General features: G+C 53.5%; 16 protein-coding genes. All 16 read right to left on the reverse strand.

Annotated features, from left to right (window positions below; genetic code table 11):
* Nucleotides 1-18: 18 nt before the first annotated feature.
* Nucleotides 19-753 (reverse strand): pyruvate formate-lyase-activating protein, encoded by a 735-nt coding sequence (pflA, locus tag P157_RS0109980; RefSeq protein ID WP_026760861.1) that lies wholly within the window; start codon nt 751-753, stop codon nt 19-21.
* Between the two features lies 1 nt (nt 754).
* A complete protein-coding gene (pflB, locus tag P157_RS0109985) occupies nt 755-2986 on the reverse strand; it encodes a formate C-acetyltransferase (protein ID WP_026760862.1) in 2232 nt (743 codons plus the stop codon).
* Nucleotides 2987-3179: 193 nt separating this feature from the next.
* Entirely contained in the window at nt 3180-3404 is a 225-nt protein-coding gene (locus tag P157_RS0109990) for a hypothetical protein (RefSeq protein ID WP_026760863.1), read from the reverse strand.
* A gap of 304 nt (nt 3405-3708) precedes the next feature.
* Nucleotides 3709-4161, reverse strand: a complete 453-nt coding sequence (locus tag P157_RS0109995; RefSeq protein WP_026760864.1) for a hypothetical protein — start codon at nt 4159-4161, stop codon at nt 3709-3711.
* A 320-nt stretch (nt 4162-4481) separates the two neighbouring features.
* Entirely contained in the window at nt 4482-6200 is a 1719-nt protein-coding gene (gene recN, locus P157_RS0110000; RefSeq protein ID WP_026760865.1) for a DNA repair protein RecN, read from the reverse strand.
* A 15-nt stretch (nt 6201-6215) separates the two neighbouring features.
* Nucleotides 6216-6668: an arginine repressor gene (gene argR / locus P157_RS0110005; protein ID WP_026760866.1), complete on the reverse strand. Its 453-nt coding sequence runs from the start codon at nt 6666-6668 to the stop codon at nt 6216-6218.
* A 32-nt stretch (nt 6669-6700) separates the two neighbouring features.
* Nucleotides 6701-7567: an NAD(+)/NADH kinase gene (locus P157_RS0110010; RefSeq protein ID WP_230578474.1), complete on the reverse strand. Its 867-nt coding sequence runs from the start codon at nt 7565-7567 to the stop codon at nt 6701-6703.
* A gap of 22 nt (nt 7568-7589) precedes the next feature.
* Nucleotides 7590-8399, reverse strand: coding sequence for a TlyA family RNA methyltransferase (locus tag P157_RS0110015; protein WP_026760868.1), 810 nt, complete (start codon nt 8397-8399; stop codon nt 7590-7592).
* Nucleotides 8399-10270: a 1-deoxy-D-xylulose-5-phosphate synthase gene (gene dxs / locus P157_RS0110020; RefSeq protein ID WP_026760869.1), complete on the reverse strand. Its 1872-nt coding sequence runs from the start codon at nt 10268-10270 to the stop codon at nt 8399-8401. Before dxs ends, P157_RS0110015 begins: the two co-directional genes overlap by 1 nt.
* 19 nt (nt 10271-10289) lie before the next feature.
* Complete coding sequence (locus P157_RS0110025) at nt 10290-11177, reverse strand: polyprenyl synthetase family protein (RefSeq protein ID WP_026760870.1); 888 nt, start codon at nt 11175-11177, stop codon at nt 10290-10292.
* Complete coding sequence (gene xseB, locus P157_RS0110030) at nt 11174-11413, reverse strand: exodeoxyribonuclease VII small subunit (RefSeq protein ID WP_026760871.1); 240 nt, start codon at nt 11411-11413, stop codon at nt 11174-11176. The genes P157_RS0110025 and xseB overlap by 4 nt, the downstream gene beginning before the upstream one ends.
* Complete coding sequence (gene xseA / locus P157_RS0110035) at nt 11413-12618, reverse strand: exodeoxyribonuclease VII large subunit (RefSeq protein WP_026760872.1); 1206 nt, start codon at nt 12616-12618, stop codon at nt 11413-11415. The genes xseB and xseA overlap by 1 nt, the downstream gene beginning before the upstream one ends.
* Before the next feature lie 59 nt (nt 12619-12677).
* A complete protein-coding gene (gene nusB, locus P157_RS0110040) occupies nt 12678-13103 on the reverse strand; it encodes a transcription antitermination factor NusB (protein ID WP_026760873.1) in 426 nt (141 codons plus the stop codon).
* A 41-nt stretch (nt 13104-13144) separates the two neighbouring features.
* The gene (locus tag P157_RS0110045; protein ID WP_026760874.1) at nt 13145-13390 is read right to left on the reverse strand and encodes a DUF2273 domain-containing protein; all 246 of its coding nucleotides are present in this window, start codon (nt 13388-13390) and stop codon (nt 13145-13147) included.
* A gap of 15 nt (nt 13391-13405) precedes the next feature.
* Complete coding sequence (amaP, locus tag P157_RS0110050) at nt 13406-13981, reverse strand: alkaline shock response membrane anchor protein AmaP (RefSeq protein ID WP_026760875.1); 576 nt, start codon at nt 13979-13981, stop codon at nt 13406-13408.
* A 28-nt stretch (nt 13982-14009) separates the two neighbouring features.
* A complete protein-coding gene (locus P157_RS0110055; protein WP_026760876.1) occupies nt 14010-14411 on the reverse strand; it encodes an Asp23/Gls24 family envelope stress response protein in 402 nt (133 codons plus the stop codon).
* Nucleotides 14412-14545: the final 134 nt, after the last annotated feature.

Here is a 14545-nt window from a genome sequence, read left to right on the forward strand (position 1 = left end):
CACTAAAAGCGGCAACGGTTATTTCTCCGTTGCCGCTAATTTTATGCCTGCCTGGCTCAGGGCCTGGCGAAAGGCAGTTACTTCTTCTTTTGTAGGTTCCGGTACATCTTTGAGGGGATAATCCCAGCCCAGAACCTCCCATTTGGCAATGCCCATGGTATGGTAAGGCAGGACCTCCACTTCCACATTTCCCGGCAGGCTGCGCACGAGACGGATAAGCTCCGCCAAGCTGTCCTTCCCTGCCGTATAGCCGGGAATCAGCACATAGCGCAGGGTTACAGGCTTGCGTTTGGCTATGCAGACAAGATTTTCCCGTATGGTGCCAAACTTTGCCTTGGTCAGCGCCTGATAGCTGGCTTCCGTGCAGCCCTTCAAGGAAAAGAGCACCCTGTCCGTATGTGGCAGAACCTGCAGGATGGCCTCTTTAGCGGCCAAGCCGCAGGTGTCGATGGCGGTATGAAAGCCCGCTGCCTTTGCCTTTGCCAAGAGCTCTAACAAGAACTCCGGCTGCAATAGAGGCTCACCGCCGGAAACCGTCAGACCGCCCCCAGAGGACTCGTAGAAATTACGATAGTCCTCCATCTCCGTCAGAACTTCATCTGCCGTAATCTGCTGCTCACCTCTGGCCCAGGTATCGGGATTGTGGCAAAAGGCACAGCCCAGCTGACACCCGGCCAAAAAGAGCACATAGCGGATGCCGGGGCCGTCCATCGTGCCGAAACTCAGCTTGGAATGATAATATCCCTGCAACATCTTACATGGCTTCATAGAAGGTACGCTGGATTACTTCCAACTGATGTGGTCTGTCGAGCTTAATGAAGTTCACCGCATAACCGGACACGCGGATGGTGAGCTGCGGATAGTTTTCCGGATGCTCCATAGCATCTTCCAATACAGCTCTATCGAGTACGTTGATGTTGATATGATGTGCTTCATAACCGCTGTAACCGTCCAGCATAGCCGTGAGGTTCTGCACGCGGATTTCATCCGTCTTGCCCAGAGCAGAAGGAATCATGGAGAAGGTATAGGAGATACCATCCCGGCAGTCCGCATAATCCAGATGGGCAATGGATTTCATGGCAGCCAGTGCGCCGCTCTTATCCCGGCCATGCATGGGGTTAGCCCCCGGTGCCAAAGGTTCGCCAATCTTGCGGCCATCCGGCGTGGTGCCGGTCTTTTTGCCGTACATAACGTTGGACGTAATGGTCAGGATGGACAGGGTATGCTCTGCCCCACGGTAAGCCTTGTGCTTTCTGAGCTCCGTGATGAATTCGTGAGTCAACTCATGCGCCAGTTCATCCACGCGCGGGTCGTTGTTGCCGAATTTCGGGAACTCCCCTTCCACCTTGAAATCCGTAGCTACGCCAAACTCATTGCGAATCGGCGTAACCTTGGCGTATTTGATGGCGGAAAGCGAATCCACCGCGCAGGACAGGCCTGCTACGCCAAAGGCCATAAGGCGTTCAATCTTGCTGTCATGGAGAGCCATCTGACCAGCTTCATAAGCATGCAGGTCATGGGAGTAGTGAATCACGTTCATGGTGTTCACATAGAGTTTCGCCAGCCATGCCAGTACCTTGGAATACTTCTTGCGCACATCGGCATAGTCGAGGACACCATCTGCAGGCAGCGGCATTTCCGGAGCCAGCTGTTCATTGCTCTTTTCATCCTTACCGCCATTGATGGCGAGCAGCAGGGATTTGGCAAGGTTAGCACGAGCGCCAAAGAACTGCATCATCTTGCCGAGCTTCATAGCGGACACGCAGCAGGTAATGCCGTAATCATCCCCATAGGCCGGACGCATAACCTCGTCATTTTCATACTGAATGGCGCTGGTCTTGATGGAGATTGCCGCCGCATACTTCTTGAAGCCTTCCGGCAGGCGTTTGCTCCAGAGCACCGTGAGGTTCGGTTCCGGGGACGGGCCGAGATTTTCAAGGGTATGCAGTACACGGAAGGAGTTCTTCGTCACCAGTGTACGGCCATCCTCACCCATGCCGCCGACGGATTCCGTTACCCAGATGGGGTCACCGGCAAAGAGTTCATTGTATTCCGGCGTACGCAGCATGCGCACCATGCGCAGCTTGATGACAAGCTGGTCCATGTATTCCTGCGCTTCGGCTTCGGTAATCACACCATTGGCCAAATCGCGTTCCATGTAGATGTCGAGGAAGGTGCTCACACGGCCAATGGACATGGCAGCACCATTCTGTTCCTTGACGGAAGCCAGATAGCCAAAGTATACCCACTGTACAGCTTCCTTGGCATTCTTAGCCGGCACGCTGATGTCAAAGCCATAGCCTGCTGCCATGGTCTTCAGGTCATTTAAGGCCTTAATCTGCTGGGCGATTTCACTGCGGGCACGCATCTTGTCCGCATCCATATCCCCGCTGTACATCTCTTCCTTGTCGAGCTTCTTCTGCTCAATCAGGCGGTCAACACCGTAGAGTGCAACACGGCGGTAGTCGCCGATGATACGGCCGCGGCCATAGGCATCGGGCAGGCCGGTCAGAAGGCCAAGATGGCGGGCCTTGCGCATTTCCGGGGTATAGAGTTCAAATACCGCTTCATTATGGGTCTTAACGTGCTTAGAATAGATTTCCGTAATCTTATCGCTGACCGTGTAGCCGTATTCCGCGGCAGCCTGCTGCGCCATGCGCAGACCGCCGTTGACGATAAGGCCGCGCTTCAAGGGCGCATCGAGCTGCAGGCCTACAATGGACTCATGAGCCTGGTCAATAAAGCCGGGGCCATGGGAAATGGTGGTGGAAACCGTCTCCGTATCCACATCCAGCACACCGCCCTTAGCCCGTTCCTGAGCCAGCAAATCCTTGCAGCGTTCCCACACAGCCGTGGTGTTTTCCGTAGCGTCCGCTAAGAAATCTGCATTGCCTTCATAGGGCGTATAGTTCTTCTGGATGAAGTCACGTACATCAATTTTCGTCTGCCATTTTCCGGGACGGAATCCCTGCCATAATTCTTGCATTCTATAATAATCCTCCTGTTTGCGCTTAGACAAATTAAAGCCGCCTGGGCAAAGCATCCGCACTCTGCCCAGGCGGCAAGCTATTTGAAAAAGCATCAGCACGGCCCCGCGGTAATCCACAAACCGTCAGAACTGTGCCAGACTTATTACCTGCTACTAATTATACTGATTATCCCTTGACCTGTCAACATCCTTAACCGACGCTGACACGCTGAGCGGCTTCCACGGCGTCAGCCAAAGCCATGTTGTAGCCTTCGTCATAGCCGGTACGGTAGCCGTCATACTCACAGCTGGCACCGTAATCCCGCAGCATGTTCAGCATATCCTCCAGCTGATCCTCCGTCCATTCACTCATGGCGCACAGCGTTCCCAAACGCTCGATACACGCCAATTCCTTCCCCTGTGTATCCATTGTCATAAGTCAAAGCCTCCTTACAAAACTTCGTGCGAAACAGTATTTCGCACTACGCCCTTACACGAAATCTAAGCGACTCTGTGCCCTTTGGGCATGACTCGCAAAGATTTCATAGTAAAACTCCCAGTTTTCCAGCGGAAAAATCACACATTTGAAAGTATAGCATGGTAAATTTTTGATAACCAGTCTTGACTTTTCCCTGCTTTTCCTTCTCCCCTATTCTTCTAAGGAGAAAAATTTTTCCTGCCTCCCAAGCAAAAAAAATAAAAAAATAACAGTCCGCAGTTTTTCCTGCGGGCTGCTATCTTTATACCGTTACGGCCATATATCGGCTCATCGCCAGGTCCATCATATACTCGTAGCATCGGAACAGATTGTCGAGCACCGAATGATTTTCCTGACAACGCTTCTGATGAAAGAACGCTTGTATTGCCTGACGGGCAGCAATATCATCCTCATCATAGATATCCATCAGCAAGTTCTTGCTGATTACATGGTTGCGGCTCTTCTCCTCGGACATGGGCGCCAACAACAACTGATATAACCTGCTAATCCTCTGAGAAAACTCTACCACATCTTTGGCCGGGTACTTTTTGAAGTGAATGGAGAGAATCTGCCCCACAAGCATCTTCATATCCTCCCACTTGTCCTCGTTCATCACCCAGCGTTTCTGATGCCGCAAGTCCTTCTCGATATAAGCATAGGCTCTCAGACGCTCAGCCCAGGAAGCAGACAACAGCCATCGATAAAAATTTTCCACAGTAATCCCTCGCTTTCTCAGTGACTACTTGCCGGTCGAATCTTATCGATTCCAGATCCACCCGAAACCGCTGTTGTCGTGACGGCTTCATTATGAACTCGTCCTTTTCTAATCCTCTTGTCTATTTAGTTCTCTAGTCCCATTTTACCGTATAATAATAATTTTCGCAATAGTTATTCACTGTATACTTAAAGTTTCTGTTCCTGCACACAATAAAGCCCGGTGGCGGATAATGCATTTCCGTCGCGTTAGGCAAGCCTGCATAAGCAGAGGAAATGTATTATCCGCCACCGGGCGTCTTTTAGGCTGAATGATTATCCTCATCCGACTTTATCGTTTGCAAATTTCTGCTTGGTAAGCTTCGCATGGCTCACCATTTCCTTGGCATTATCGAGAGAAGCCGTCGTCACATCCACGCCGGAAGCCATACGGGCGATTTCGCTGATGCGCTCGCGCTCGGAGAGCGGCCGTACCTGCGTCACCGTAGAATCTCCGGCACTGGTCTTGGCAATGTAGAGGTGATTGTCCGCCATGCAGGCAATCTGCGGCAGATGCGTAATGCAGAGCACCTGTTTGTACTGCGCCACGAGTGCAATGCGTTCGGCCACCATCTGAGCCGTGCGGCCGCCGATACCCGTGTCGATTTCGTCAAAGACCATGCTCGGCACGGAGGAATCCCGTGAAGCCGCCACCGTCTTGATGGCCAGCGCGATACGCGAAAGCTCACCGCCGGAAGCCACCTTGGACAGGAGCTTCTCCTCCTCGCCGGGATTGGCGGAAAAGTACATGGCCACCGTATCGGCACCATTGCCCAGATATTTTTCTGCCGGTTCCACCCGGATATGGAAGGCTGCCTGCGGCATGCCCAAAGCTACCAGCTGGCCGCCAATGGCACTGGCAAGCTCTCCTGCCGCCCGCTGACGAAGATTCGTCAAGTGCTCTGCCTTTTGCCGCAGCTTTTCTTCCAGAGCGGCAATTTCTCTTTCGAGCTTTGCCATATCCTCATCGTAATTTTCGATGTCCATAAGCTCCTGCTGAACCTTTTGCTGATGTTCGAGAACATCGGCAATGGTGGCACCGTATTTGCGGCACAGGCGGTCAATGACATCCATGCGGTTCTGCAGCTTATCGAGCTTAGCCGGCTGGAATTCCAAAGACTCGCCGTAATCACGCAGCTCACCCGCCGCTTCCTGCAGGGAGATATAGGCCTCCTCCACCATGGTATAGGTGTTGGCTAGGTTGTCATCATAGCGGCTCATGTCCTCAAGGTTCTTCTTGACCTTGGCCACAGCCGTCAGCACGGCACTGCCATTTCCCGTGCCCACATCCAGAAGATTATAGGATTCTTCCACAAAGCCGGCAATCTTTTCCGCATGGGACAGCTTGCGGATTTCCGCCTCTAATTCCTCGTCCTCGTTTTCCTTGAGCTCTGCCTCGCTGATTTCCTTGTCCTGCCAGCGCAGCATATCCAGGCGCTGGGCATATTCGCGGGCAGACTGCTCCTTTTCTGCATGTTCCTGCTTCTTCCCTTTCCAAAGGCCATAGGTCTGCCGGTAAGCAGCCAGAGCCTCCGTCAAATCCGGGTCATAATTATCGAGCAGGGCAAACTGGCTTTCTTCTTTGAGCAGGGCCAAATTTTCATTCTGCCCATGAATATCCACAAGGAAGGCACCAATTTGCTTGAGGATGGTCAAGGTCACATGGCAGCCGTTCACCAGCACCATACTGCGGCCGCCTTTGGTAACCTGCCGGGTGATGATTAAAAGTCCTTCCGAATCGTCAATGGCCTGCCCCGCGAGCAGCTCGTGCAGCCCCAGGGACTCATCATCCAGTGTAAAGACGGCTTCCACACGCAGCCAGTCACAGCCGGTACGAATGGCATCCGAAGATACCCGCTGTCCTAAAATAGCCCCCAACGCATCAATCAAAATGGATTTACCTGCACCGGTTTCACCCGTCAGGATGTTGAGGCCTTCACCGAACTCCACCTGCACATGTTCGAGCAGGGCAAAATTCCAAACCGTTAATGTTTTCAGCATTGCCAGCCCGCTCCTTTACTGCAAGAAAGACGTAAGACGCTCCGTAACGGTCTTGGCAGCAGCTTTGGGCTTGACGATGATAAAGATGTTATCATCCCCGGCTACCGTCCCCAGCACTTCGGGCCAGTTAGCATGGTCAAGGGCCGAAGCGACAGTGTTGGCACCGCCAGGCAGGGTCTTGACCACAACGATGTTTTCGCTGTAATCGCAATGAATTACCGTATCCTGGAATAAGCGCTGCATGCGCTCCTCCGTGAAAATGACGGTGTTCTGCATAGGATAAGCATAGCGGTAACGGCCATCCCCGGTCGGAACCTTAATCAGCATCATTTCCTTGATATCCCGGGACACTGTGGCCTGGGTCACCTTGATACGCTGCTGACGCAAGGCATCGGCCAAATCCTCCTGGGTTTCGATAATCTGAGATTCAATAATATTCTTAATCACGGCCTGTCGCACACTTTTCACGCTCTCACCTTCCCGTTTGCTTGCTGTAGTCATTACTCCACCCCATTGTTCTTCCAAAGTTTCGTCCTTAAAATCTGATAATAGTCCTTGTCCTCGAATTTGATGATACCGGCGCTGACGGTGGACTTCATCACCGTAACCTCATCCCCAGGCAGCAGGCGGAAGCTCTCCTGACCGTCAAAGGTCACGATGATATCCTGATGGATGGCGGCAATCTTGATATGCACCACATCATCCTGCCCCACTACCAGCGGCCGCATATTAAAGGTATGGGCGCAGATAGGTGTCACTAGCAGTGCCTGAATGGACGGACTCATAATGGGCCCGCCTGCGGACAGGGAGTAGGCCGTAGAACCTGTGGGCGAGGACACGATTACGCCGTCTGCCTTGTAATCCATCAGATGCGATTCATTGATGGACAGGCCCAAATGCAGCATACGGGCTACGCCGCCCTTGGTCACCACCACGTCATTGATGGCATGACCTAAGAAACGCTCCTCGCCGTCGGACTTGGCAAATCCTGCCAACAGCAGGCGGTGTTCAATGCGGTAGTCTCCATCCAGAAGTTTTTGCAGCTTTGTCTCAAGCTCGCTTAGTTCAATATCGGCCATAAAGCCCAACGTGCCTATGTTGATGCCGCAGACCGGCACGGCCATGGCACCATAACGGCGGCAGACACCGAGCAGAGTACCATCCCCGCCAATGGACAGCGCAATATCAGCCGGCTCCTTTTCGATATCGGACACACCTAAAGATTCCAAATCAAAATAGCGGGACTCGTCCACGGGGAGCATCAGGCGTACATCCTTATCCTGATAAAATTTCATAATCCGCCGCAACACTTCCGGAGACTGCGGCTTGCTCACATTGGGAAATATAGCTATGGTTTTGATTGGCATAGACACCGCTCCTTAGGGAGATTTATTTATCCAGTTCGCCGTGGGCTTCCGCCACCACGGTAACAATGCGTTCCTCCGTTACCGTATCTTCCTGGCTTCCGTCTTTGGACAGACGAATGAGATATTCAATATTGCCTTCGGGCCCCTTCACCGGGGAAAAAGTCAGGGCCATGGTAACAAAGCCCAGCTCCCGCGCAAATTCTGTAACCTTGCGGATAACTTCTTCATGGACTTTCGGGTCACGCACAACACCCTTCTTGCCCACGTTCTCGCGCCCTGCTTCAAACTGGGGCTTAATAAGTGCCACCACTTCTCCGTTGTCATTCAGCAGGGTATGGGTAACCGGCAGCACCTTTGTCAGCGAGATAAAGGCCACGTCAATGGACGCAAAGTCCAGCAGTGTGCCGATATCATCAGGCGTCACATTGCGGATGTTGGTGCGTTCCATGTTCACCACCCGCTCATCCGTGCGCAGTTTCCAGGCCAGCTGACCGTAGCCCACATCGATGGCAAAGACCTGCACCGCCCCATTCTGAAGCATGCAATCCGTAAAGCCACCGGTAGAGGCACCGATGTCGGCGCAGCGCTTGCCCGTGATTTCCACACCAAATTCCTGCATGGCCTTGGCCAGTTTCAAACCGCCCCGGCTCACATAGGGAATATCATTGCCGAGCAGGCGGATTTCCGCCTCGGCCTTTACCGTGGCCCCGGCCTTGTCCACCTTCTGATTATCCACGAGAACTTCGCCCGCCATAATCATGCGCTTGGCCCGTTCCCGGCTGCCTGCCAGGCCGCGTTCCACCAAAAGTATATCCAGTCTCTGTTTTGCCATTAGTTCAATCTTTCCTTTATCTTCGCTGCCATCTGCTCCGGCTGCAGGCCGCAGAGGGTCAGCAGTTCTTCCTGGGTGCCCTGCTCAATAAACTTATCGGGCAATCCCAGCCGCAGCAGGTCAAGCTGGCGGTTCATACCGCTGTCCATCAAAAACTCTGCCACCGCCGAACCGAAACCGCCGGCAATGCTGTTTTCCTCCACCGTTACCATGAGCTTCACATGAGCCAGACGGCGAATCATCTCTTCATCCAAAGGCTTTACAAATCGCATATTCACAACCGCCGCAGAGATACCCTGCTGCTGCAGGAGCTCTGCCGCTTCCTCGGCCTTGTAGAGCAGGGGGCCGACACCTAAGATGGCCACATCTCTGCCCTCCCGCAGAAGCTGCGCCTTGCCCACGGGAATATCCTGAAAACCTGCCGCAAGTTCCACACCCTTGCCGGTGCCTCTAGGGTAACGCACCGCCGTGGGGCTGTCCATGCTGACAGCCTTGGCCAACATATCTCTTAGCTCCGCCTCATCCTTCGGCACGAATACCGTCATATTAGGCATATGCCGCAGGTATGACAAGTCAAAGGCACCATGATGAGTTGGCCCGTCAGCACCGACGAGCCCTGCCCGGTCAAGGCAAAGCGTCACCGGCAGATTCTGCAGACACACATCATGCATGAGCTGGTCATAGGCCCGCTGGGCAAAGGTGGAATAAAGCGCCACCACCGGATGCTTGCCGTCAGCGGCCATGCCTGCCGCCAGCGTCACCGCATGTTCCTCGGCAATGCCCACATCAAAGAAGCGGTTCGGGTATTCCTCGCCAAAGGCTTTCAGCCCTGTGCCACTGGGCATGGCCGCCGTAATGGCTGTGATGTTGCTGTTCTGTGCCGCCAGTTCAATCAGTGCCTTGCTGAATACAGAAGTATACGAAGGGGCACCGGTCTTGGGCGGGCACTTGCCCGTCTGCTGGTCGAATTTGCCAATGCCATGGAACTTATCCGGCTCCATTTCCGCAGGAGCATAGCCCTTGCCCTTCTTGGTATGGACATGAATCAATATAGGCCCGTCCATCTCGCGTACCCGCTCGAAAAGTTCCTGCAGCAGGCTGATATTATGGCCGTCCACCGGGCCGATATAATGGAATCCCAGTTCCTCAAAGATACCGCCAGGCACCAAAGCAGCCCGCACGCTGTCTTTAACGACCTGCGCCGTGCGGAACGCCTTGTCCCCGATATGGGGAATGCTCATGAGGAGATTGCCCATATCCTTCTTGGCCTTGTTATATTGAGGCGTAATGCGGATGCGGGAGAGATAATCGCTAAGGCCGCCCACATTTTTGTCAATACTCATTTCGTTATCGTTGAGGATGACGATTAATTTGCTGCCCAAATCACCGGCCTGATTGAGCGCCTCAAAGGCCTCACCGCCGGTCAGCGCGCCATCACCGATAACGGCGATAACCTCGTTTTTGCGGCCGCTTAAATCCCGGGAAACGGCCATCCCCAGCGCCGCCGATATGGAAGTGCTGGCATGACCGACACCAAACGCATCGTAATCCGATTCCGCACGGTTGGGAAAGCCTGTGATGCCGCCCTTCTGCCGCAGGGTATGGAATCTTTCCCGGCGGCCCGTGAGAATCTTATGGCTGTAAGCCTGATGGCCTACATCCCAAATCAATTTATCCTTGGGAAAGTTGAAGACACTATACATAGCCAGGGTCAGTTCCACCGTCCCCAGGCTCGGTGCCAGATGCCCACCATTTTCCGCTACAGTGGCCACGATAAATTCCCGCAGTTCCTTGGCCAGACGTTCCAATTCGCTTACGCTGTAGCGCTTGATATCTGCCGGTTCCTTAATTTTTTCCAGTAATGGATACATCATTATCCGCACTTCCCCATTATTTATTGCGTTTCACCAGATAGGCTACCAGTTCCCGCAGGAAATCCGCTTCCCCGCCGAAAATCTTCAAGGCATCTATCGCCGTGTCCACAGCATCCTGCGCCAGCTTCTGCGCTTCTTCCAGAGAAGTCAGCGTCACATAGGTGGACTTATGGTTTTTCTCGTCACTGCCTACCGGTTTGCCGATTACGGATTCATCCCCAATGACATCCAGAATATCGTCGGTAATCTGGAAGGCCAAGCCGAAGTTGTCGGCATAAACCGTCAGCGCCGCCAGTGCTTCTTCGCTGGCGCCGCCCAAAATGGCGCCGCTGCGGATAGCTGCACGGAAGAGCGCCCCGGTCTTGCCCAGATGAATGTTCTTCATGGTTTCCATGGAAATCTGCTTGTCCTCAGATTCCATATCCAGGGCCTGACCGCCTACCATGCCGTCCGGGCCGGCCGCCGTGCTGATTTCGCGTACCACACGTACAAGGGTATCAGCGCTGACACCCTGCTGGCGTAACATCACTTCAAAGGCCAGAGTCAGCAGTGCATCCCCGGCAAGTGTTGCCATGCCGGCACCATAGACCTTATGGTTGGTGAGCTTGCCGCGGCGGTAGTCATCATCATCCATGGCGGGCAAATCGTCGTGAATCAGGGAATAGGTATGAATCATCTCCATGGCGCAGCCTGTGGTGAGATAGTCCGTGCCCTTAGCACCTACTGCATCAGCAGCAGCCATAACCAAAATAGGGCGCAGGCGCTTGCCGCCTGCCATAAGGCTGTACTTCATGGACTCGCAGAGCGTCTTATCCAAAGGATTTGCTTCATTCAGTTCTTTTACCAGCTGTGCTTCTACCAAGGCACTGCGTTCCTGCCAGATTTTCTTAAACTCCATTGTCATTCTCCCTCTATTGTAAGTTCGCGTTCTACGATTTTTCCGTTGTCTGTATTCACGACTACATCCATGGCAGCTTCGGCTTTGGCCAGTTCCTTGAGACAGGCTTCGCCCAGCTTCATGCCCTCGGTATAGTTATCCATTAAATCCTTGAGGCTGCTGTCGCCGCTTTCCATCTCCTTGACGATGGCTTCAAGCTTCGTCAGCGATTCCTCAAAGGAAAGTTCTTTCTTGCGTGGCATTAACCTTCACCCTTCCCTGTCTTTGCCAAAACCCTTGCCTTGAGACTGCCGTCGGTAAGGCTTAGCTGTATTTCATCATCAATTTCCACGGCATTTATACTGCTCACCAATTTGTCCTGCTTCGTCACAATGCCGTAGCCACGGCCGAGAACCGCCGCCGGATTGATGGCCGCCAGACGGTTTAGGAGCAGTTTCAAACCATGGGACTTATTTTGCAGTTCCTGCTTGGTCGTATTCTGCAGGCCCGCCAGTAAGAAGTCCAGCCGCTGCCGCCGTTCCGCCAGCATGCTTTGCGGCTGACGCATAACGCGGCTCTGAAGCACATGGTCAAGGCGCTGGCGGCGCAGGTCAATTTCCCGCCGCATTTGACGGGTCAATTGACTTGTCAAATTCTCCACTTGACGCTTGACTTCTGCACGGTCCGGCACGGCAAGTTCTGCGGCCTGGGAGGGGGTTGCCGCCCGCACATCAGCGGCAAAATCCGCCAGCGTAAAGTCCGTCTCATGGCCCACCGCCGAAATCAAGGGCACCGGGCAGGCCGCAATCGCCCGCACCACAGGCTCCTCGTTAAAGGCCCAAAGGTCCTCCATCGAGCCGCCCCCGCGGCCGGCAATAATCACATCCACGGCATATTCTTCCGCGAAAAAGTCAATGCCGCGGGCAATCTGTTCTGCGGCACCTTCCCCCTGCACCTGTACGGGATAGAGCACGAGCTGTACCGAAGGCCAGCGCCGCTTGGATACCCGGTAGATATCCCGCAGCACCGCTCCGGCAGGGCTCGTGACCACGCCGATTTTCTTAGGGAAAGCAGGCAACGGCTGCTTTCTTGACTGGTCAAAGAGGCCTGCTGCCGAAAGTTTTTTCTTGAGCTGCTCGAAGGCTAACGCCAAATCCCCTGTGCCTTCTGGCATCAGGCTGTCCACATAGAGCTGATAGACGCCGTCCCGCTCGTAGACGGAAATGGTGCCGCCTGCCACCACCTGCATGCCGTTTTGCGGCAGAAAGCGCAGGTATTGGGCCCGGCTCCGGAACATCACACATTTGAGCGCCGAATTTGCGTCCTTCAAGGTGAAGTAACAATGACCGGAAGGATACTGTTTGAAATTGGAAATCTCCCCCCGCACGGACAGGCCGCTTAAAAGCGGCTCCCGCGCCAGCAGGTCTTTTAGATAGCGATTGACATCGCTGACAGAATGAACTGCCATACCGTCCCCCATACACACGAAACTGCCAGCCCCTCTTTGGGTCTGGCAGTCATTGTCAATTACTGAGCTTTCATCATTGCGCCCAGAATGCCGTTGACATAACGGCTGGAATCATCCGTACCATACTTTTTCGCCAGTTCCACAGCTTCATTAATGGCAATATTGGGCGTGAGCTTTTCCTCGGAGAAACGAATCTCGAAGGCTGCCAGCCGCGTAATATTGCGGTCCACCGTTGCCATGCGCTCGATTTTCCAATCTTTGGAGCTGGCGGCAATCAGGCTGTCAATCTCTGCTAAATGCGCCCGGGTGCCGTGCACCAGTGTATTTACAAACTCCCGGTCATGGGCGCTCATCTTCTCTGCTTCACCCAGAACCGTGTCAATAGCGAGAGTCTCATACTGCTCCTGCTGGCCTTCCTCACCATGATTCAAATCTAACTGGAAAAGCGCCTGCAGGGCTGCTTCCCTTGCTTGTCTACGACTCATTACTTACCTTCCTTAAATCTTAATATATACCAATGCGCCATTCAGCGCTGAAAACGCTCCAAGAGACGCCATGCTCTTTCACGCATGTTCTCTACGGCATCCTCCCCATTGTCCAGCTGCAAGCCGATAAACAGGCCGATAAGGCCGCAGCAAATCACAAAGAAGGTCTGCCAAAAGCCAAAGCACAGCACCGCTGTGCCAAAGAGCAGGCCAACCAAAAGACCGCAGGTCTTGCCGCGGTGATTCTGCCATAGCTCGGTCAATATTTTTCCGCATTCTTCCTTCACTATGCCTTCACCGCCTTAAACCACACGATGCTTCTTTTCCGGCTCGGCATCGGAAACCTCCGACACCACCACATTCACCGGCATATCCTCCAGCGCCATGGTGCGGCGGAAATGTTCCTGCACCCGCTCCGTCAGCGTCTTGGCCACCACGGAAACATCAGCCTCCCGGCCCACGGACAAATCCACATCCAGAGACAGGCTGGCCGCTCCGTCCTTCGGATTTTTGGCCTTGATGCGCACCCTGGCATCCCGCACGCCATGAACTTCACGGGCCATGCGGTCAGCTAAACTGCGCATGGCTTCCAAAGCCACCCGCACTTCACCCTTGGGGCCTGCATCAATCACATACTCACCCTTGCTGGTAGAAGGTTCGCCAGCCTTGCGGGAAAACACCGCCAGCAGGAGCTTAAGGCAAATCAGCAAAGCAACTGCACAGATGACCAGTGTTTCCTTCTGCACCAAAGCAAAGTGAATCTGTTTGAGCCAGATATTTTCCGGCAGGACCTGCAAGGCCGCCGCCAGAACAGCCCCTGAAAGGGCAAGCCCAGACAGGGACAACAGCAATAACAAAAACCGATTGATTATACTCATAGACTACGCCTCTTTCCGCTCCTTCGCCTTAGCGGACGCGTACCTCTTCTTTGGTCTCTTCTTCGTCCGGGAAGCCTACGCCCTGTACATGGATATTGACTTCCACCACGGAAAGGCCCGTCATATTCTCAATGGCCTGCTTGACGTTTTCCTGAGCAGCCAGAGCTACATCCGGAATGCGTACACCGTATTTTACGATAATATAGAGATCTACAGCTGCTTCTTTTTCGCCTACTTCGACCTTTACGCCCTTGGCAAAATTCTTGCGGCCCAGCATCTCAGCAATGCCGCCGGCGATACCGCCGCTCATGCCGGCAATGCCTTCTACTTCCGTAGCAGCCAGACCAGCGATAATGCTGACCACTTCATCGGCGATGCGGATTGAGCCCAGAGAATTGTCTTTCTTTACCATTTCATTTGCCTGATCCATTACAAATCCCTCCATACTATACGACTCACACAATCTATCACTATTATAACATACTTTCGCGAATAAATAGGCAAATTCCTGCAAATTTATGCAAGTTTATACAGGTTAACGAGAAATTATTGGCAGGCAAAATA

The sequence above is a fragment of the Selenomonas ruminantium AC2024 genome, assembly GCF_000687995.1.
GTDB classification, from domain to species: domain Bacteria; phylum Bacillota; class Negativicutes; order Selenomonadales; family Selenomonadaceae; genus Selenomonas_A; species Selenomonas_A ruminantium_B.

Coding starts and splice junctions, on each gene's coding strand:
- pflA (WP_026760861.1), bottom strand. CDS start 753: ATGTTGCAGGGATATTATCATTCCAAGCTGAGTTTCGGCACGATGGAC.
- P157_RS0110055 (WP_026760876.1), bottom strand. CDS start 14,411: ATGGATCAGGCAAATGAAATGGTAAAGAAAGACAATTCTCTGGGCTCA.
- P157_RS0109990 (WP_026760863.1), bottom strand. CDS start 3,404: ATGACAATGGATACACAGGGGAAGGAATTGGCGTGTATCGAGCGTTTG.
- recN (WP_026760865.1), bottom strand. CDS start 6,200: ATGCTGAAAACATTAACGGTTTGGAATTTTGCCCTGCTCGAACATGTG.
- xseA (WP_026760872.1), bottom strand. CDS start 12,618: ATGGCAGTTCATTCTGTCAGCGATGTCAATCGCTATCTAAAAGACCTG.
- pflB (WP_026760862.1), bottom strand. CDS start 2,986: ATGCAAGAATTATGGCAGGGATTCCGTCCCGGAAAATGGCAGACGAAA.
- dxs (WP_026760869.1), bottom strand. CDS start 10,270: ATGTATCCATTACTGGAAAAAATTAAGGAACCGGCAGATATCAAGCGC.
- xseB (WP_026760871.1), bottom strand. CDS start 11,413: ATGCCACGCAAGAAAGAACTTTCCTTTGAGGAATCGCTGACGAAGCTT.
- P157_RS0110015 (WP_026760868.1), bottom strand. CDS start 8,399: ATGGCAAAACAGAGACTGGATATACTTTTGGTGGAACGCGGCCTGGCA.
- P157_RS0110025 (WP_026760870.1), bottom strand. CDS start 11,177: ATGACAATGGAGTTTAAGAAAATCTGGCAGGAACGCAGTGCCTTGGTA.
- P157_RS0110010 (WP_230578474.1), bottom strand. CDS start 7,567: ATGCCAATCAAAACCATAGCTATATTTCCCAATGTGAGCAAGCCGCAG.
- amaP (WP_026760875.1), bottom strand. CDS start 13,981: ATGAGTATAATCAATCGGTTTTTGTTATTGCTGTTGTCCCTGTCTGGG.
- nusB (WP_026760873.1), bottom strand. CDS start 13,103: ATGAGTCGTAGACAAGCAAGGGAAGCAGCCCTGCAGGCGCTTTTCCAG.